Annotated in this window: 20 protein-coding genes and 1 other RNA gene; 11 read left to right on the top strand and 10 right to left on the bottom strand. The window is 62.7% G+C overall.

Annotation, left to right across the window (positions count from 1 at the left end; genetic code table 11):
• The first annotated feature begins 26 nt into the window (after positions 1–26).
• A complete protein-coding gene (locus ABIE33_RS21410) occupies positions 27–818 on the top strand; it encodes a helix-turn-helix transcriptional regulator (protein WP_429129140.1) in 792 nt (263 codons plus the stop codon).
• A 212-nt stretch (positions 819–1030) separates the two neighbouring features.
• Here ABIE33_RS21410 and ABIE33_RS21405 read toward each other — a convergent pair whose 3' ends face one another.
• From ABIE33_RS21405 to ABIE33_RS21390, 4 genes are all read right to left on the bottom strand, one after another.
• Positions 1031–1960: a hypothetical protein gene (locus ABIE33_RS21405; protein ID WP_429129137.1), complete on the bottom strand. Its 930-nt coding sequence runs from the start codon at positions 1958–1960 to the stop codon at positions 1031–1033.
• 36 nt (positions 1961–1996) lie between these two features.
• The gene (locus tag ABIE33_RS21400; RefSeq protein ID WP_429129134.1) at positions 1997–2800 is read right to left on the bottom strand and encodes a MerR family transcriptional regulator; all 804 of its coding nucleotides are present in this window, start codon (positions 2798–2800) and stop codon (positions 1997–1999) included.
• A 164-nt stretch (positions 2801–2964) separates the two neighbouring features.
• Entirely contained in the window at positions 2965–4167 is a 1203-nt protein-coding gene (gene cml, locus ABIE33_RS21395; protein WP_429129133.1) for a CmlA/FloR family chloramphenicol efflux MFS transporter, read from the bottom strand.
• 247 nt (positions 4168–4414) lie between these two features.
• Positions 4415–4687 carry a BON domain-containing protein gene (locus ABIE33_RS21390; RefSeq protein ID WP_429129130.1) on the bottom strand — a complete coding sequence of 91 codons (273 nt, stop codon included), beginning with the start codon at positions 4685–4687 and terminating at the stop codon, positions 4415–4417.
• A gap of 162 nt (positions 4688–4849) precedes the next feature.
• On the opposite strand from ABIE33_RS21390, the gene ABIE33_RS21385 reads away from it, so the two are divergent.
• On the top strand, positions 4850–5794 hold the full coding sequence (locus ABIE33_RS21385) for an AEC family transporter (RefSeq protein ID WP_429129127.1): 945 nt from the start codon (positions 4850–4852) through the stop codon (positions 5792–5794).
• Positions 5795–5875: 81 nt separating this feature from the next.
• Here the strand turns inward: ABIE33_RS21385 and ABIE33_RS21380 are convergent, their stop codons facing one another.
• A complete protein-coding gene (locus tag ABIE33_RS21380; protein WP_429129124.1) occupies positions 5876–6577 on the bottom strand; it encodes a c-type cytochrome in 702 nt (233 codons plus the stop codon).
• A 156-nt stretch (positions 6578–6733) separates the two neighbouring features.
• On the opposite strand from ABIE33_RS21380, the gene ABIE33_RS21375 reads away from it, so the two are divergent.
• From ABIE33_RS21375 to ABIE33_RS21365, 3 genes are all read left to right on the top strand, one after another.
• On the top strand, positions 6734–7489 hold the full coding sequence (locus ABIE33_RS21375) for a 3-deoxy-manno-octulosonate cytidylyltransferase (RefSeq protein ID WP_429129122.1): 756 nt from the start codon (positions 6734–6736) through the stop codon (positions 7487–7489).
• A 13-nt stretch (positions 7490–7502) separates the two neighbouring features.
• Positions 7503–8357 (top strand): prephenate dehydratase, encoded by an 855-nt coding sequence (locus ABIE33_RS21370; RefSeq protein ID WP_429129119.1) that lies wholly within the window; start codon positions 7503–7505, stop codon positions 8355–8357.
• Positions 8358–8501: 144 nt separating this feature from the next.
• The gene (locus ABIE33_RS21365; protein ID WP_065784874.1) at positions 8502–8639 is read left to right on the top strand and encodes a DUF1127 domain-containing protein; all 138 of its coding nucleotides are present in this window, start codon (positions 8502–8504) and stop codon (positions 8637–8639) included.
• A gap of 104 nt (positions 8640–8743) precedes the next feature.
• On the opposite strand, the gene ABIE33_RS21360 is transcribed toward ABIE33_RS21365, so the two are convergent.
• The 4 genes from ABIE33_RS21360 to ABIE33_RS21345 form a co-directional block, all read right to left on the bottom strand.
• Complete coding sequence (locus ABIE33_RS21360) at positions 8744–9112, bottom strand: VOC family protein (RefSeq protein WP_429129116.1); 369 nt, start codon at positions 9110–9112, stop codon at positions 8744–8746.
• A gap of 128 nt (positions 9113–9240) precedes the next feature.
• Positions 9241–9951: a helix-turn-helix transcriptional regulator gene (locus tag ABIE33_RS21355; protein ID WP_429129114.1), complete on the bottom strand. Its 711-nt coding sequence runs from the start codon at positions 9949–9951 to the stop codon at positions 9241–9243.
• Positions 9952–9982: 31 nt separating this feature from the next.
• A complete protein-coding gene (gene nudC, locus ABIE33_RS21350; RefSeq protein ID WP_429129111.1) occupies positions 9983–10963 on the bottom strand; it encodes an NAD(+) diphosphatase in 981 nt (326 codons plus the stop codon).
• A gap of 2 nt (positions 10964–10965) precedes the next feature.
• Positions 10966–11370, bottom strand: coding sequence for an HIT domain-containing protein (locus ABIE33_RS21345; protein ID WP_429129109.1), 405 nt, complete (start codon positions 11368–11370; stop codon positions 10966–10968).
• 107 nt (positions 11371–11477) lie between these two features.
• Here ABIE33_RS21345 and ffs point away from each other — a divergent pair.
• The 3 genes from ffs (at position 11478) to ABIE33_RS21330 (ending at position 13959) form a co-directional block, all read left to right on the top strand.
• An RNA gene (ffs, locus tag ABIE33_RS21340) (signal recognition particle sRNA small type) lies at positions 11478–11574 on the top strand.
• A gap of 141 nt (positions 11575–11715) precedes the next feature.
• On the top strand, positions 11716–13587 hold the full coding sequence (locus ABIE33_RS21335) for a DNA polymerase III subunit gamma/tau (protein WP_429129106.1): 1872 nt from the start codon (positions 11716–11718) through the stop codon (positions 13585–13587).
• Between the two features lie 48 nt (positions 13588–13635).
• Positions 13636–13959: a YbaB/EbfC family nucleoid-associated protein gene (locus ABIE33_RS21330; RefSeq protein ID WP_025425480.1), complete on the top strand. Its 324-nt coding sequence runs from the start codon at positions 13636–13638 to the stop codon at positions 13957–13959.
• A gap of 8 nt (positions 13960–13967) precedes the next feature.
• On the opposite strand, the gene ABIE33_RS21325 is transcribed toward ABIE33_RS21330, so the two are convergent.
• The gene (locus ABIE33_RS21325) at positions 13968–15800 is read right to left on the bottom strand and encodes a hypothetical protein (RefSeq protein WP_429129102.1); all 1833 of its coding nucleotides are present in this window, start codon (positions 15798–15800) and stop codon (positions 13968–13970) included.
• Between the two features lie 128 nt (positions 15801–15928).
• On the opposite strand from ABIE33_RS21325, the gene ABIE33_RS21320 reads away from it, so the two are divergent.
• The 3 genes from ABIE33_RS21320 to ABIE33_RS21310 all read left to right on the top strand — a co-directional run bounded on the left by ABIE33_RS21320 (position 15929) and on the right by ABIE33_RS21310 (position 18658).
• Positions 15929–16540 carry a LysE family translocator gene (locus ABIE33_RS21320; protein ID WP_429129099.1) on the top strand — a complete coding sequence of 204 codons (612 nt, stop codon included), beginning with the start codon at positions 15929–15931 and terminating at the stop codon, positions 16538–16540.
• Positions 16541–16647: 107 nt separating this feature from the next.
• A complete protein-coding gene (gene recR, locus ABIE33_RS21315; RefSeq protein WP_429129096.1) occupies positions 16648–17253 on the top strand; it encodes a recombination mediator RecR in 606 nt (201 codons plus the stop codon).
• A 166-nt stretch (positions 17254–17419) separates the two neighbouring features.
• Positions 17420–18658: a lytic murein transglycosylase gene (locus tag ABIE33_RS21310; RefSeq protein WP_429129094.1), complete on the top strand. Its 1239-nt coding sequence runs from the start codon at positions 17420–17422 to the stop codon at positions 18656–18658.
• The last annotated feature ends 55 nt before the right edge of the window (positions 18659–18713 follow it).

Raw genomic sequence — 18713 nt, 5'->3', positions numbered from 1 at the left:
TTATCCTGTTACTAGAGGCAATAGTCTTGACCGACCGTACACTTGTGCGCACGCGAACCGACCTCTCAGATTTCCTGCTGCGCCACAGGAAAAAGCTTACGCCCGTCGATGCGGGCCTACCCTCGACCGGCCACCGCCGCACACCCGGTCTCCGGAGAGAGGAAGTGGCCGCACTCGCGGGTGTCGGCCTTACCTGGTACACGTGGTTCGAGCAGGGCCGAGACATCCAGGTCTCTGAAAGCTTTCTGCTGAAGGTGGCGAAAGCGTTGAAGCTGGACGATGCCGAGTGCAGCCATCTGTTCCTGCTTGCGCACAGGCGACCACCGCCACCTGAGGCCTATCAATGGCCATCGGTTAACCCGCTTATTCAGCGACTGCTGGATGATCTCGTGGCGCGGCCGGCCTATGTCGCCAACTTGCGCTGGGATGTTGTCGCGTGGAATGCGTGCGCGGACGATCTGTTCGGCTTCACAAACCGCGAGCAACCGGAGCGCAATCTCATACGCCTGATTTTTGCCGATCCGGAGTTGCGGCGACGCCTTCCCCGATGGCGCGACGAAGCGCCGAAGTTGCTGGCGCAGTTTCGCTATGATCTGGCAGCCGCTCCGGACGATCCGGCGATGCTTGCTCTGGTCGATGAAATGAAGAAGCTGTCGCCGGATTTCCGCCGCTGGTTCGAGCAGCCGAGCACGGAAAGCCACGCTCGGGGCATCGGTACCATCATGGATTCGGGTGGCACTCAACTCGGCTTCATGCACGAGATGCTGACTGTGGACGAGTACCGGCACTTGAAGATGGTCGTCTATTTTCGGCAGTAGGAACGGCATTGGAAAGAGGCTCTCAGTCCTAGCGCCACGGCGTCGGGCGCGAACCGCTATCCGTTCTTTCAAGCCCCCACCGAGATCGGCACGGCTGCGATTTTTGTCTCCCATCGGCTTTTATTGCTGCTCACGCCTTTGCGGGTGCCAAGAACAAAGATGGGGGAGGAGCCGCGCTGTAGGCGCGGCTGGCAACGGCTGGATGTCGTCTTTTAACCGCCGTGCTCCAGCGCGGTCTTCATCCGGTCATAGGTCGGGGCGAGTGCCCGTAACGTGGCCGCCGCGACCGCGTCCTTGCGCACGACCAGCGGATGCTGCAGCGCGCCGATGAGGCGTGCCTGTTCGTCGGCGATGCGGGCCGCCTCGTGGTAGCCTGCCCGTGCGAGGCAAGCCGCCGCGTCAGCCGCGCGGCGGGCGCCGGTACGGATGGCGAAGTGGACCATGTGGGCGCGCAGTCCCTTGTCGCAATCGCTCTCGATGCGTACGGCGAGCGTTTCGGCGGCGTCGGCATTGCCGAGGGTCCCCGGAGGAACAGGCAGGTCCGTCTCCATCGACAACCAGTGGATGGCGGCCGGGATCGACGCCCGGATCGTCTCGATTTCCGACATCTCGGCGACACGGACAAAGTCGGTCCGCATGGTGTAGGCATCACCATAGCTCAGCGTGTCCGCGCGCCAGGCCGCCATGAAGTTGGCGAGCGGCAGGCGCGCATAGGGGTAGCCCTGCGGGTCGTGCATCAGCACACTCTCCTCGTCCATGTCGAGGACCACGACGTAATGGTCGGCGTCGATCGGTCCGGTCATGCCCGGCTGGTGCCGGAGATGCCCCATCTCGATGGGGCCGATCCAGACCGGCCCGTCCTTGAGGGCTGCGCGCAGGCGGGAAAGCGCGTCGTCCGCATCGCCGCCCTTGCTCAGCGTCGATGTCCAGCCGAGCGCAGCAAGCGCACCGTCGGATCCGGCTTCCGGATCCCAGCCGTAGGGGTCGAAGAACGGCAGTGTACCGCCGAGCAACTGCATGCCGAACGGGCTGCTGGTGGCAAATTCGATCACCGCGGTGGAAGGGGCGTGTGCGCCGAACATCATTGCAAACGAATTGGCGTAGCAATAGGGGCCGGAGCCCGTATAGGCGAAATGCATCATGATCGTCTTTCCTGTTAGCTTTGGGGGGGAGACAGCTTAGGTTATGGAGTAGGCGACATCGAAGGTGGCGCCGTGGCTGCCGGGGTAGATTTCGTAGGGGCTGCCGATGCCGTTGATGTCGCTTCGCGCATCCAGCCAGGTCTCTATGGCGTCGTAGACACGCAGCACCAGCGGGAAGTTTTCGCAAGCCGACGGCACGGGCAGAAAGACCTCGTGCCGTGCAGCCTGAAGGCGGATGCGCAGATCGTCGACCGGCTCGATGCTGCCCTCATAGGCAATGGCGACTTCTACCAGTCCCTCGTTGTCGCGGCTCACGGTCTCGTGGAAATGCACGGTCATCGCGCCGCCATCGGCGATCCCGCAGTGGCGGAGGTAACCACGGATCTCCGCCTGGGCGCTTGCCACGAATGGATCGAGCGCCTCGATATTGAGTTGCCGCTGACAGTAGATCAGCTTGCAGGCCGCCACCTCGCGTCTGGCAATCGCCGAAATCAGGTCGGCATCGCGGCCGTTGGTCTGCCGCGCGATCGCCTCCACCAGCTCGGTCTGTTCGCTCAGCCGTTCGCTTTGAGCGTCCAGCCAGGACCGCAATTCGATAAGGCGGCTGCCCGCATCAAGTTCCACCAGTTGCGCGACCCGCGCCACCGGAAGGCCGAGATGTCGAAGGCGCGCGATCAGCCGTGCACGGGCGGCCTGCTCCGGCGCATAGTAGCGATAGCCGGTCGCCGGATCTGTATAGGCAGGCACCAGCAGGCCCTGCTCGGCATAAAGCCGTAGCGCCTTTGGGGAAAGTCGTGTGGCCGCGCCGAAACGGCCGGCAAGAAGATAGGAATCGCTCATGGATCTGACTGTGGGGCTTGCCCCTGGGGCGAGGTCAAGAGGCAATCGTTGTCGATGTGCCTGCTTGATACCCGCCCCCGTTTGCCCGCGCTGGTTGGGGGTAAACGAGGGGTGCCGCAGGGCGTGCCGACATGGCCGGCACGCCCTGCGGCGATTTCATCGCATCAGGCTTGCGCCGTGCGGCTCCTCGTCAGCCGACCGAGGGCGACCAGCGTGACGATTGCCATCGTCGATGAATAGCCGGCTAATGGAAGCGCGGTGTCTCCACCAAGGAGGACCACGGCCAAGGTGCCGAGCACCCCGACAATCAGGCTCTGAATGCAGAAATAGAGCGCGACTGCGGTTCCCGCCACATGGCCGAAGGCCTGCAGGGCGCCATTGGCGGTGACCGAACCGGTAAAGACGATGCCGACGGCGATGACCCACATCGGCAGGATGAAGGTCCAGAACGACGGTGCGGCCAGGCTCTGGCCGACGATGAGCAGCACCGCGCCGAGGATCAGCAGCGCCATCCCGCGGGCAAGGCTGCCGGTGATGCCCCAGAGCGCCACGAAACGCTTGGCAAAACGAGTCGTGACGATCATCACCACGGCCGCAGTCGCAAAGACCAGGCTGAAGCCGAACTCGGAATAGCCCGTCCGATCGATGAGCACGCGCGGCGCCGTCGAGAAGAACACGAAGAACGAGCCCATCGCGGCACTGAAGCCGAGCGTGTAGGTCCAGAACGCTCCGTTCCTGAGGATCGGCCCGAAGGACCGCCTCTGGCCTTCGGCATCGACTGGCCGGGTTTCCCGCCACCGCGGCACGGCGTTCGCCGTGGCGGCGATTGCCAGTATGCCGAGCGCCAGGAAGATCGCCTGCCAGCCGAAGCGATCGGCAAGCAGCGCGCCGGCGATCGGGCCGAGGGCCGGCACGAAGGCGAGCATTGCACTGAACAGCCCGTAGATTGTCACGCCTTCGGGCCGCTCCGCATAGACGTCACGAACCGTGGCAAAGGTCGCGACGAGTGCTGCCGATGCGCCGATTGCCTGCAGGAGGCGAAGGGCGAGGAAGGTCGGAGCCGACGCGGTGGCGGCCATGAGCAGCGAAGCGGTCGCAAAGAGCAGCGCCCCGCCGATGAGGACCGGACGCCGGCCGATGCGATCGGAAACGGGTCCGAAGACGATCTGGCCGACGCCGAGAATGACCATGTAGAGGCTTAACGTCAGCTGGACGATCGCCGGCGTCGTGGCAAGGATGCCGGGCATGACAGGCACGACAGGCAGATAGATATCCATCGCCAGCGAGGCGAGGATATCGAAGGGAGCCATCAGCAACAGCGCTGCCGGCACCGAATAATTCCAGGTTGGTGATCTATGTTTGGGCATGATTGAACATCCGCTCAAATGAATGACATTCGGCGGCGCTCTGCCTTCTTATCGGTAGTGTGAAATGACCGGACAGACGCCGCAACAACGATTGGGAGTGTTGTTGCGGCTTACCTGGTTGCTGACTCGGTTGTCCCCATTCCGGTCTCCATAGGAAATTTTGCGCGCGGTCGTGGGCGCCGTACCCACTTACCAGCGGAAGCGGCGAACGACAACCGCTTGCCGTCAAGCCGCAACGCGACAAGGATCACGAATGTTGGCCCGGCTTCACCGTCAGGCGGTTCTCGACGGTCGTCACGCCGATCACCGATTTTGCGGCATCGCCGGCGCAGGCTACGTCCGACTCGTTTGAGACCTGGCCCGACAGCACGATCATTTCGCCGAGCGCGAACACCTCCATGTCGGTGGTATCAATGAAGGTGGCGTAGCGGATGAAGCGCAGAACCTTTCCCGCCAGATCGTCATCCTTCAGATGAGGATCGTCGTCCTGATGGGAGTAGATGGGTTTTTCTGTTGGCATGATCGTTTTCCCGGTCCTGTTTGGGAACGCCCCGCGCAAGGGAATGTTCCGGTCTTTATGCCCTTGATCGCTGGTCCCGCGAGGGCACGGAACTGGTCTTGCAACCTTGCGGCGGTCGCCGGAACGGGTCTATCTCTTCCGGACCGATCGCAAGGCTCCCGCATGTCCGATATCTTCCTGAACGTCCTGCCCGTCTTCATCCTGATCCTCACCGGTTGGTTGATCGTCAAGTTCGGTTACCTGAAACCGACTGTCGGTGATGCGCTCGGTGATTTCGTTTTCCGCGTCGCGGTGCCGGTTCTCCTGTTTCGCACCATCGCCGAGGCCGATTTCAAGGATGGCTCGCCCTGGCCGCTCTGGGTCGCCTATTTCTCCGGCGTCGCCGTCACCTGGACCATCGGCCATCTCGTATCGACGCTCGCCTTTGGCCGCGATGCGCGCATGGGCGTTCTGGCCGGGGTTTCCTCGGCCTTTGCCAACACCGTCTTCATTGGCCTGCCGCTGGTCTCACGCATCGTCGGCGAGGAGGGGATCGTCGCGCTGTCGATCCTGCTGTCGGTGCATCTGCCGGTGATGATGATCGCCGGTACCGTGCTGATGGAGCGTGCCGAGCGCAAGGTAAGCGGCAAGCCGGGGCAAAGCCCGCTGAAGCTCCTGGGCGGCGTTGCCCGCAACTTGCTGCGCAATCCGCTGGTCATCGGCCTTGCCTTCGGTGCCGCCTTCCATCTGCTCGGTCAGCCGCTCGGTGGGCCGGTCAAGAGCGTCGTCGATCAGCTTGCCGCCATTGCGGCGCCGGCTGCGCTGGTCTCGATCGGCATGGCGCTCGACAAATATGGTCTTGTCGGCAATCTGGGCCTGGCGACGGTGACGAGCCTGTTGAAACTTGTGGTTCTGCCGGGTGTCGTCTTTGCCGCCTGCCATCTGCTTGGCCTCAATGACGACTGGACGACCGCGCTTGTGCTGACCTCGGCGGTGCCGACCGGCGTCAACGCATGGCTGATCGCCAATCACTTCAACGTCGGCCATGCGCTGGCGTCCTCTACCATCACGCTGACGACGGCCCTTGGTGTCGTCAGCGTTTCGGTCTGGGCCTACATCCTGATGTGACCGGCGGGTCTGGCTCATCGCAGCAAAAAGCCCGGCGCGATGGCCGGGCTTCTCAAATCTCGATCGTTGAAATGCTTGGGCTTATTGAGCCGGTGCAGGCTGGCCTTCCGGAGCAGCCTGGCCTTCGGCCGGCTTGGTTTCCGTTGCGGGCGCTTCGGCCGGAGCCTGCTGACCTTCGGCCGGCTTCTCGGCAGCACCTTCGGTCGCGGCAGCCGGAGCGGCTTCTGCAGCCGCTGCATCGGGCAGAGCGGCCGGAGCGTCGGCATGCTCGCGCAGCCATGCGATCAGGTTGGCGCGTTCGTCAGGCTTCTTCACGCCGGCAAAGCCCATTGCGGTGCCCGGAACGTGCTTCTTCGGAGCTTCGATGAAGAAGCTGAGGTGGTCGTAGTCCCAGACGACCTTGCCGCCTTCGGAAAAGGTCTTCATGCCAGCCGAGTAGCTGAAACCTTCATGTGAGGCGATCGGGCGGTTGACGAGACCCCAGAGGTTGGGGCCGACCTTGTTGGCCCCTCCCTTATCCACGGTGTGACAGCTTGCGCATTTCTTGAACACGGTTTCGCCGGCTGCAGCATCTGCCTTGAGGAGCAAGGGCTTGATGTCGACTTCAGCCGCTTCCTGGGCGCCGCCGCCAGCTTCGGCCGTGCCTTCTTCGGCAACGATCGCGAAGCCTTCCTTCTCGGGAGCCTCGGAATGGAAAATGCCTTCCGACGCAATGGATACGGACATCAGAACGAAAACCGTACCCAGAAAGGCACCCACGCCCATGTTCACATATGAGTTCATCTGCAAACGCTCCCTTTGCCACCGGCGTAAACAAAAACCCGGCCCATCTTGAAATCGCGCGGAACCTATGTCTTTTGGCTCTGCGTTGCAACAGAGATTATGGGCCCCGAACTGAGACTTTTTGACACTTTGGGCGGGGTTTTTGAAGGCCACATCATGAATCGCGAAAATTCAGGCAAAGCCATCGTGCTCATTCCGGCGCGCATGGCCTCCACCCGTCTGCCGGGCAAACCGCTCGCCGATATCTGCGGCCTGCCGATGATCGTCCAGGTTGCCAAGCGTGCGGCGGAAGCCGATGTCGGACGCGTCGTCGTCGCTGTCGATGACCAGAGTGTGTTCGATGTCGTGCGCGACGCCGGTTTCGAAGCGATCATGACGCGGATCGATCACCAGTCCGGATCCGACCGGATCTATGAGGCGCTGTCGAAGGCCGATCCGCATGGCGAGGCGCAGTTCGTCATCAACGTGCAGGGCGATCTGCCGACGATCGAGCCGGCTCCGATCCGCGCCTCACTGAAGCCGCTCATCGACAATGCCTCGACCGATATCGCCACGCTGACGGTGGCGATCACCGACGAGGAAGAGAAAAAGAGCCCCAACATCGTCAAGATCGTCGGTTCGCCGCTGTCGGAGACACGCCTGCGCGCTCTTTATTTTACGCGCGCGACCGCGCCCTACGGCGAGGGTCCTCTCTATCACCACATCGGGCTTTATGCCTACCGGCGCCCGGCGCTCGAAAACTTCGTTGCTCTGAAGCCGTCGACGCTGGAAAAGCGCGAATCGCTCGAGCAACTCAGGGCACTCGAAGCCGGCATGCGCATCGATGTCGAAATCGTCGATACCGTGCCGCTTGGCGTCGATACGCCGGTCGAGCTGGAAAAAGCCCGCCGCATCCTTTCCGAAAAAGCCTGAGAAGGAAGACAGTGTGACCACGAAGACCAACAGGATCTCCTTCCAGGGCGATTACGGCGCCAATTCCGACATGGCCTGCCGCGACATGTTTCCGTCGATGGAGCCGCTTCCCTGCCAGACGTTCGAAGACGCCTTCGTGGCGGTCGAGAACGGCGAGGCGGATCTGGCGATGATCCCGATCGAAAACACCATCGCCGGTCGTGTCGCCGACATCCACCACCTGCTGCCCGAATCGCGCCTTCATATCGTCGGCGAATATTTCATGCCGATCCGTTTCCAGCTGATGGTGCTGCCGGGCGTGACGCGCGACGAGATCCGCACGGTTCACAGCCACATTCATGCGCTCGGACAGTGCCGCAAGATCGTGCGCGCCAATGGCTGGAAGCCGGTGGTTGCCGGCGATACCGCCGGCGCTGCGAAACTGGTGTCGGAACAGGGCGATCGCTCGATGGCGGCGCTGGCGCCGCGGCTTGCGGCCGATCTCTACGGCCTCGAGATCGTCGCCGAGAACGTCGAGGACACGGAAAGCAACGTGACGCGCTTCGTGGTGCTGTCGCGCGAGGAGCAGCGGCTTGCCCGCAGCGCCGATGACGAGCTGATCATCACCACCTTCGTGTTCAACGTGCGCAACATTCCCGCTGCCCTCTACAAGGCGATGGGCGGTTTTGCCACCAACGGCATCAACATGACGAAGCTCGAGAGCTACCAGCTCGGTGGCAAGTTTGTGGCCACGCAGTTCTATGCCGACATCGAGGGCCACCCGGATGATGTTGGTGTGCGTCACGCCATGGACGAATTGCGCTTCTTCTCGGAGAAAGTCCGTATTCTCGGTACCTACAAGGCGCATCCGATGCGCGGCGTGCTTTAAGCCGCTTCGACCGCGACTGCAGATCAGGCTTACCGATGCGTTAACCGGCTACGCGTCTGGTGCATGCCCGGTCTGCAATCGCGGAGGTATCTAAATAATGTGCAAATGCCTATTTGACACTCGTTCACATATGGAGTGTTAAAAATGAAGATCCGTCAGAAGATCGTTGAATATGCAAAAATGCGCCGTGCGATCCGCGAGCTGAATTCGCTCGACGACCACGCCCTGAGCGATATCGGTATTTCCCGTTCGCAGATCCAGGCCGCCGTTTACGGTCGCTAATCAGCACAATTCGCCGTATCCCGCCACCAAAGCTGGCGGGATACGCGCAATGCCCTACAACGCCGCGCGTCAAATATGACACGCAAAGGAATTATGCAGTAGGCCTACTCGTCGAAGAGGCACACGCGCAGGCGGTGTCCATCCGGGTCAAGCGCCACGAAGGTCGGTCCGAAATCCATCTTCGTCCATTCCTGCGCAATCGGCAGGCCAGCGTCCTTCCATTTTTCATAGTGCGCGCGAACGGCCTCCTCGTCTTCCACCATGAATGCCAATTCCGAGCGGTTGCCGGTCTTCGACGGCGGAGGCGTCACCGTACTCTGCGCCCACAGCCCGAGCACGAAACCGTCCTGCAGCTCGAATGACGAAAAGGTCGGGAAGGAAACGAGCGGCTCCTTGTCGAGCAGCTTGCGGTAGAAGGCGACGCTTGCGAGCGGGTCGTCGACATAGAGAACGATGAGATTTGCCTTGGCCATGATCTGTCTCCTTGCTTGGGAGTTGCAGATTAGTGCGCGCCACTGCCAATTTCTGTCAGCATCGATTGGTCCGTCTTTTACGCATTTTCCGAACGGAAAACCGCTCCGCACTTTATCCTGGAAATGCTTTAGGCCGAACCGACCCACCTGCCTTCCGGCGCGGCGATATTCTGCGTCGCTCGCCATTCCCGAAGCAACACCTGCCGGCGGCGCGCATAGCGCGTCTCGCTCATGTCGGCCTGCCTGATGCGGTCGGTGCGGAAATGCCTGAAACCCTGGCGCAGTTCGCACCAGGCTACCAGAACCCGAACATTCTCAAAGAAGCCCAGGGCAAACGGCCAGACCGTGCGAAGGGTCTCGCTGCCGTCGTTGTCAATATAAAGCAGGTCGAGCTTGCGCTCGTGCCGTATCGCCTTGCGCAAAAGCGCAACGTCTATGCCGTCCGGCACCGGCGGGCTTGGCCCGACGAGCAGCGTCGAGGCGTCGAGCTCGTCGCGAAGGTCCGCCGGCAGCACCGCGGCGATCTTGGCGAGCGCATCGCTAGCGGCCGCCGCCAGATGGGTGTCGGCACGCTTTGCCACCCAGCGGGAGCCGAGCACCAGTGCCTCGATCTCCTCCTGCGAGAACATCATCGGCGGCAGCATGAATCCGGGTTTCAGGATGTAGCCGAGCCCCGGCTCTCCTTCGATATGGGCGCCTTGCGCCTGCAGGCTGGCGATATCGCGGTAGAGCGTTCTGAGGCTGACACCGGTTTCCTCCGCCAGCCGCCGCCCGCTGACGGGCTGTCGGTAGCGCCTGAGAACCTGCAGCAGGTCGAGCAGCCGTTCGGAGCGGGACAAGGGAAGTCTCCTCGTATCGGCCGGTCTGCGCTCAGCCGTTCTCGTCCCAGGCCAGCCAGTCGCGCATCAGCCGGTGAGCGATGGCGCCCTTCGGCGGCGGAATATGTTCGTTGCCGGTATCGGTCACGCCGGTCGTACGCTCCAGCATTGCCGCTGTTTCGTCGCGGGTGAACCAGCGGACATCCTCGAGCTCCTGTTCGTCGCGCTTGATCGCCGTCGATTTCGCCTCGGCATAGCAGCCGATCATCAGCGAATGCGGCAGCGGCCAGGGTTGCGAGGCGTGGTAGCGCACGCGGCCGATGTGAATGCCGGATTCCTCATGGGTTTCACGACGCACGGCGTTTTCGATCGTTTCTCCCGGCTCGACGAAGCCGGCAAGGCACGAATACATGCCCGCCGTGAAATGCGGGCTGCGGCCGAGCAGGCAGAGATCACGCTCCAGATCGATGGTCATCATGATGACGACGGGATCCGTACGTGGGAAAACCATGTGGCCGCAGGCGGTGCAGACCCGGCGATAGCCGCCGGCCTTGCCTTCCATCGGTCCGGCACAACGGCCGCAGAAGCGGTTGTTGGCGTTCCAGGTGACAAGGCTTGAGCCTTGGGCGAACTGGCCGAGAAGTTCTTCCGGCAGCATCTGCTGGCGGTAGAGCGTGCGCCCGTCGGCGATCTTGAACGGCTCGGCCATGTTGTCCTCGGTAAGACCGGTCGGCACGGCGAGCCGCGGCTCGCCGTTCGGCAGGTAACCGAGCAGGATGGTCTCGTCGAGCACCGGCTCGAGCCCTTCGAGTTCATAGGGGGCAAACAGCGGGTCGATGATCTTCTCGTCGTGTTTGACGATCAGCTTCGGCCCGGAAAAGGCGAGGAAATGGGCGCCGGGATGTTTGAGCGCGACTTCGATGCAGTCGTCGGCGCGATGCTCGGACTGGCGATCCAGGTGGTTCTCGGAAAAGGCGACGAGGGTGCTCGGCTCCGGATGAGGGCTTCGAAGGTCAAAGATCGATTTCGTCATGTTCAGAGATTTTCCAGAATGCGGGCTGCAAATGCCTGATGGTCTTTCTCGCTCCACGGCTCCGACTTGCCGAAGCCCCAGACGGGGCCGGGCCAGTTCGGGTCGCCGTTGCTGCGGGCGATGACATGCACATGGAGCTGCCGGACGATGTTGCCGAGCGCGCCGACATTGATCTTCTCGGCACCGGTGACCTTTTTCAAGGCGCTCGCCACCATGTTGGTTTCGAAGGTCAGCATCGTCTGGTCGAGCGGCGTGAGATCGAAGATCTCGGAAATGTCCCCGCGTTGGGGAATGAGGACCAGCCAGGGCCAGCGGCGATCGTTCATCAGGCGCATCTGGCAGAGGCCGATCGAGGCGATCGGGATGCCGTCGCGTTCAAGCCGCTCGTCGAGGGTGAATGTCGTCAAGAAGGTCTCCTTGGGCCGGGAGCAGATTCGCCTTGTTTTGCATATCGATATCAGTTTTTTGATGGCTTGGCTTGCATTTGGTTGCGATATTGCCGATATGGGAGCCGGGAGGTTGGTGGTGGACGAGCCACTCGCCAACCGGGTCAGGTCCGGAAGGAAGCAGCCCTAACGAGCCCGGCACGGGTCATCGTGCCAGCCTCCCACCTGCCTGATTGCTGAGATCGAGACCGCTCTCAGCAATCAGGCAGCACCACAGAATGTTGCGGCGTCCAGGCGCATCCCATGCGACGCGCGGTGCCGTAAATCCGTCCTGTCGGGACACGAGTTCAAGCAGCGGCAGGGTCGATGAGCGACGAAACGTCCATTTCATCCGAACAGAAACCAGCCGCCTACCGCGTTCTGGCGCGCAAGTATCGCCCCAAGGATTTCTCCGACCTGATGGTCGGCCAGGAGCCGATGGTGCGCACGCTGACCAACGCGTTCGAAACCGGCCGCATCGCTCAAGCCTATATGCTGACCGGCGTGCGCGGGGTGGGCAAGACCACCACCGCCCGCATTCTCGCCCGGGCGCTGAACTACAAGACACCCGAAATCGATCGGCCGACCATCGACCTGCGCGCTCCTGGCGAGCATTGCCAGGCGATTATGGACGGCCGCCATGTCGACGTCATCGAGATGGACGCCGCCTCCCATACCGGCATCGACGATATCAGAGAGATTATCGAGCAGGTGCGCTACCGCCCGGTTTCGGCGCGGTACAAGGTCTATATCATCGACGAAGTGCACATGCTGTCGACGCAGGCCTTCAACGGCCTGTTGAAGACGCTGGAAGAGCCGCCGGAACATGTGAAGTTCATCTTCGCCACCACCGAAATTCGCAAGGTTCCGATCACCGTGCTGTCGCGCTGTCAGCGCTTCGATCTGAGGCGCATCAGCGGCTCCGACCTGGTCGGCCTGTTTTCGACCATTCTCGGCAAGGAAGGCGTTCCCTTCGATCCCGAGGCGCTGGCGATGGTTGCCCGTGCGGCCGAAGGCTCTGCCCGTGACGGCCTGTCGCTGCTCGATCAGGCGATTGCCCATGGCGGCGGTTCCGTCGAGGTCGAGACAGTGCGCTCGATGCTGGGCCTTGCCGATCGCGCCCGCATCGTCGATCTGTTCGAACATATCGTGCGGGGCGACGTTGCTGCAGCGCTCGGCGAATTCGCGGCACAATACGAGGCCGGCGCCAACCCGACCGTGGTCCTGACCGACCTTGCCGATTTCACCCATCTGGTCACCCGGCTGAAATACGTGCCGGATGCGGCCAGCGATCAATCCCTGAGCGAGATCGAGCGGACGCGCGGAGCGGAATTTGCCGGCAATGTCGCCGTCAGCACGCTGTCGCGCATCTGGCAGATGCTGCTGAAGGGCATTCCCGAGGCCGAAAGTTCATCGCGCCCGGCAGGTGCTGCGGAAATGGTGCTGATCCGGCTTGCTCACGCGGCCCATCTTCCGTCGCCGGAAGACGCGGCGAGACGCGTGCTCGAACTGTCCGGCAGCGACAATGGCGGCGCCCGTCCTGCACCAGGGGGCGGCAATGGCGGCGGCATGCAGGCGTCAGCCGGTGCCCCCTTGCAGGTGCAGGCTGCCCAGCCGACGTCGATGGGACGGCCGACCGGCAACGGTGCGACGATGCTGCGTGCGGTTCCCGATGTCAGCCCGCAGCCGATCAGCGTCGGACACATCGAGGAGCGGCCGGCAGCCGCCCCGGCAGCGAAAGCGCAGCCGTCGGTGCCGGTCAACTCGGTCAGCGACATTGCCGACCTCTGCGCCAAGAACAAAGACATCAAGCTGAAGACGCTGGTGCGCGGCTTCGTGCGGCTGGTGCGCATCGAGCCCGGCAGGCTTGACGTCAACGTTCCCGACGATGCGCCGAAGACGCTGCTCGGCGAACTCGCCGTCAAGCTCAAGGAATGGACCGGCATTCACTGGATCGTCAGCTACAGCCGCGAACCCGGCGAGCCGACCATGATCGAAGCCGAACAGCGGGCCCAGGAAAAGCGCGTCAGCGACGCGCGCCAGGATCCGGATGTGGCCGCGATCCTCGCCCGCTTCCCGGGCGCCAAGATCACCGACGTGCGCATTCGCGCCGTCGAGGAAGAAGAGGCCGAGAGCGTTGCTCCGGCCACAGCCGAATCTGCCGATGGTGATATCGTCCCCGGCGACGATATCGAATAATCCGTCGGAACGAACGACCGGAAATCTCAAGAGAAACAGGAGACGACGATGCGCGACATCATGGGGATGATGGGCAAGGTCAAGGAAATGCAGGCCAAGATGGAGAAGATGCAGGCGGAAATCGCTGCGCTCGAAGTCGATGGTGTCTCCGGTGGCGGCCTCGTCACCGTCCGTCTCGATGGCAAGGGCACCCTGAAGAGCCTGAAGATCGACCCGTCGCTGTTTAAGGAAGACGATGTCGAGATTCTCGAAGACCTGATCGTCGCCGCCCACAAGGACGCCAAGGACAAGGCCGAGGCCGTCCAGGCTGAAAAGACCCGCGAACTCACCGCCGGTCTGCCGATCCCGCCGGGCATGAAGCTGCCGTTCTGATCGGTCATTCATTGCAACGATGAAACGGGCGGCGGCGAAGGAACGATCGGCTTCGCCGGGCTGGCACCGCGCGGATTGGTGTCCATGCTGGCGGTGATGCGGAGATCGGCTTTCTGTGTGGAGGCGGGCGATATCGGCCGCTGATCGAGCGTCGCGCCGATCTCGGCGAGCTTCGAGGCGAAATCGTTGAGCGCCGCGCGTTCGGCCTTGGACGACCCCACCAATCCGGTCGGGTCATATTTCGTCAGGATCGTTGGATAGTCGGCGGTGCTGTCCGTCGGTGGCGCATTGTAGCGTGCCGAGAGCTTTCTCAGCGATTCCGCCAGCGTCGGCAGCATCGTCAACGCTCGACGCCACCGGTGTTCGTTGAAGTCGAAATCGGCAAGAAGCGTCTCCCCGGCTTTTCCGCCGAGTGCGCTGAGATAGGCAACCGTTTCGCGATCCATATCCAGGTTAAGCCCACCCTCCTTGCTGTCGTCGAGCCTGACTTCGACGATCCGCTCGCTGTAGCCGTGCAACTGGCTCTGCAGCGTGTCCTGCCAATTGCGCGCCGTGTCGAGGATGGCGCCGACAAAGCCGAACAGTCCTTCGACCGGGTAGATGGGCGCGACCTTGCCTTCTGATGTCTTGCGCGGAAGATTGACGCGGCTTGCCCTGTCCGTGTCATCGCCGTGCCGCCGCTGATCGTAGCTGGCAAGCGAGATGCCGAAGGTCGGTCGCCCGGGAAGAAGGCCGTCAAAAAGGTGGATCGGAAAGTTACTGGTGATGCCGCCGTCGGAAAACAGGCAGCGGATGTGCGTAGCGGGGTCGCGTCGTGCGCTGCTTTTCAGCGAGTAGTCGTAGCGGTAAAGCGGCACGGCGCGGATCAGCCCGGGAAAACTCAGGCTCATCCGGGCGATGATGGCGACGGGTAGCTTGCTTGCCGGCGGTAGCTGGTAGAAGTCCTTCGATCCATCGGCGGCGACGATGTCGCGTGGTTTGCTCTCCTTGAGCAGGTGCGCCATGATCGAGGGCGGAAACAATGCCTCGAACTCCGATTTGCGATAGTTATGGACCCTGTCGCCGAACGGCAGCTCATAGGGACGGCGCGAGGAGAGGTCGGTGGTCACACTTCTAAGTGTGATGTCATGTGCCTCGAGATCGCCGATGGTCAATGGCCTGTGCGAACCGTCGGGCCGGTCCGGCCCGGCGATCGCCTCTATTTTTTCCGAGATCCAGTTGGTGAAGGCCGGGTTCTTCGCGCCCGGCTGGGTCAGGCCGCTGCACAGACCGAAATCGTTGGCCGGCAGGACCACCGCCACCGCCTGGTAGAATTGGTAGAGGATCATCAGGATTGCGCCGATCAAGGCGACAACGATGCCAAGCAGCATCGTCGCGACGCCGAGGCTGAGCACACCGGCAATAGAGATCAAAATGCCGGGTGCTGCGCCTAGCAACGCCGGCACGGCAAAGACCCGTAGCGTCTCCAGGATGCAGGCCCAGGCCCCGCTGTGCCGCGTGCGAACGGCTGCCATGCCGATGCGAAAGAGAGGGGCCGTGTCGGGCGAGGGCTGAAAGAAGGTTGCGAGGTTTGCCGCCAGCTCGCCGGGCATGGCGTCGATGAGGGCAAAGCCGGCATTTTTCTCTTCCACCGTCGCGCCGGTTTGCCGCCGGTACTCCGCTGCCGCCGTCATCACGGCGGCGATCGCTCCGGCCGACGTTCCGCCAATGTGCATGAAGCGGTAACGGGTCGCCAGCTCCGTGATGGCGCGCGGGAATACCACGCCGGAGGTGATACCACCCTTCATGATCAGGTCGCACTCTTTGCTGGGCTTGGCGTAACGGAAAGTCGTGTCGTTCATCGCACCCTCCATCTCCGAACAACAACATTAGATTGTGTTGATATTCGATGCACGCGATTTCGCGCCGGCGGAAGGCTGGCGCCGACGGCAAAGCATGATAAATTGCCGCCGCCCGAGGAGGATCGCGCATGACCATGACGTCCCTGCTTATGTTTGCCGCCGCATTGCTGGTTGCTGCCGGCTCGCCCGGGCCGAGTGTCGCAGCGCTTGTGGCGCGCGTGCTGTCGAAGGGCGCACGCGACGTGCTCCCCTTCCTCGTGGCGCTCTGGATCGGCGAGGGCATCTGGCTGTCGTTTGCTGTCGCGGGCCTGGCAGCGATCGCCGAAAGCTTCCATCTGCTGTTCGTCGCCATCAAGTGGCTGGGCGTCGCCTACCTGCTCTATCTCGCCTGGAAAATGTGGATGGCCGAACCGGATCTGCCCGGTGACAGCCTGCCGCAATCGCGTTCGGCCTCCAAGCTGTTCTTCGCCGGCCTGACCGTGACGCTCGGCAATCCCAAGGTGATGATGTTCTACGTCGCGCTGTTGCCTTCGATCATCGATCTGCGTTCGGTCACCTTGATCGGCTGGATGGAGCTGGTTGCGACCATGCTGGTGGTTCTGGTCGTGGTCGATCTCGGCTGGGTGATCATGGCTGCCAATGCCCGTAAATTGCTGAAGAGCAAGCGCGCCGTTCGCATCGCCAACCGCGCCAGCGCCGGGACCATCGCCGGGGCGGCGGTCGTCATCGCGACGCGCTGAGTTCTGTTTCGACGCATCGGTCGGCTCCAGTGCTATCGTGGCGAGGAGCCGCGTCATATTCCGGCAAGGCGATTCCGTTTGTCGGCGATATGGGCTAAAAGCGCCGCATGGCAAAGCGAGTCACCGGTCCCGAAATCGAAAAACTGATCCAGCTTTTGGCAAAGGTGCCGGGGCTGGGGCCGCGTTCGGCGCGGCGCGCGGCACTGCATCTGGTCAAGAAGAAGGACCAACTGCTTGGCCCCCTGGCGGAAGCCATGGGCGAGGCCCACCGCAAGGTGCGCATCTGCTCGTGCTGCGGCAATGTCGACACGATCGATCCCTGCACGGTCTGCGCCGATGAGCGCCGCGACCATTCTGTCATCATCGTCGTCGAGGATGTCGCCGATCTCTGGGCGCTGGAACGTGCCGCGGCCATGAACGCCGCCTACCACGTGCTTGGCGGCACGCTGTCGCCACTCGACGGCGTCGGCCCCGACGATCTCAACATCAAGGGTCTGGTGCAGCGCGTTGCCAATGGCGGCGTGCGTGAGCTGATCATCGCCGTCAACGCGACGGTCGAGGGCCAGACCACCGCCCATTACATCACCGACCAGCTCGAGGGCATGGAGGTGAAGATCACCCGGCTTGCCCATGGCGTGCCGGTCGGTGGAGAACTCGACTATCTCGATGAAGGCACGCTGGCCGCCGCCCTTCGCGCCCGTACCTCGATCTGACGCCTCGAACCTGCCGGGGCTTTCGCCCCGACCGCCCGCGATCCAACCGATAAAGCGCTTTGCGGTCTTTCAGATTCGCTGACTGCGCTTTACGTTCTTGTTTTTGCGCATGTCGTTGTCGCAAAACCGCTGCGCACTTTTGCGCGACACGCTCTAGGGAAACCGGATGCTGAGATTTCTATCACTGTCGACATTGCTTTTGTTCGTTTTCGCGGGCTTGGCCCAGGCCGCCTCCAAGGCGGATGTCGAAAACCAGTTTCGCCAGTGGCTGCAGCGCGATCTCTGGCCTGAAGCTGAGAAGTCCGGCGTGTCGGCGCGTTCCTTCAAGGCGGCGTTCGCCGACGTGAAGCTCAATTGGGACCTGCCCGACCTGGCGCCTCCGGGCTTTCCGAAGCCTAAGGAACAGAAGCAGAGCCAGGCGGAGTTTTCCTCGCCCGGCAGCTACTTTTCCGAAAAGCGTCTGCAGGGACTGGCCGCCACGGGGCGAGGCCTCGCCTCCACCCACGCCTCCACCCTGAAGCGGATCGAAAAGACCTATGGCGTTCCGGCATCGGTGGTCGTGGCGATCTGGGGTCGCGAATCCGGCTTCGGCCGCGCGAAAATTCCCTATCCGGTCGTCGATGTGTTGGCGACCAAGGCCTTCATGTCGACGCGGCCGGATCTGTTTCGCCGCGAGTTGATTGCCGCCCTGCATATTCTGGAAAGCGGCGATGTTGACGAGGCGGCGATGCGCGGTTCCTGGGCCGGCGCCATGGGGCAGCCGCAGTTCATGCCGTCGAGCTTCCTGCAATATGCCGTGGATTTCGACGGCGACGGCCGCCGCGACATCTGGAACTCGGTCCCCGACAGCTTGGCCTCGATCGCCAACTATCTGGTCAAGAAGGGCTGGCAGCGCGGCCGCGACTGGGGCTTCGAGGTGTCGATCCCGGCTGGCGTCTCCTGCGCGCAGGAAGGCCCCGATCTTGCCCGGCGGATGTCCGACTGGGCGACCAAGGGCATCACCCGCATTTCCGGAAAGGCATTCCCGTCGCACGAGCTTTCGGCACCTTCGATGATGCTGGTTCCGGCCGGCACCCACGGGCCGGAGTTCATCGTCACGCCGAATTTCTACGTGCTCAAGGAGTACAACAACTCCGATCTCTATGCGCTGTTCATCGGCAATCTCGCCGATCGCATCGGCTCGGGTGGCGGCGCCTTCCGCGGCGCCTGGGGCGATGTCGGCAACATGCTGCGCTCCGATGTCCTGGCGATGCAGAAGGCACTGGTTGCCAAGGGCTACGACGTCGGCAAGGCCGATGGTCTTGCCGGTTACAAGACGCGCCGCTCGCTCGGCGACTGGCAGGCCAAGAACGGCCTGGCGCCGACCTGCTTTCCCGATGCCTCGCTGAAGGCTAAGCTCCGGTAGTTTCCCACCGGACGACATACGGAGTTATCGCGGCGTCTGAAAAGGGCGAGGCTTG

The sequence above is a fragment of the Ensifer sp. 4252 genome (genome assembly GCF_050434565.1).
Classification (GTDB): domain Bacteria; phylum Pseudomonadota; class Alphaproteobacteria; order Rhizobiales; family Rhizobiaceae; genus Ensifer.
The sequence above is the reverse complement of the archived record's forward strand: the minus strand, read 5'-3'. Positions and strand labels throughout refer to the sequence as shown.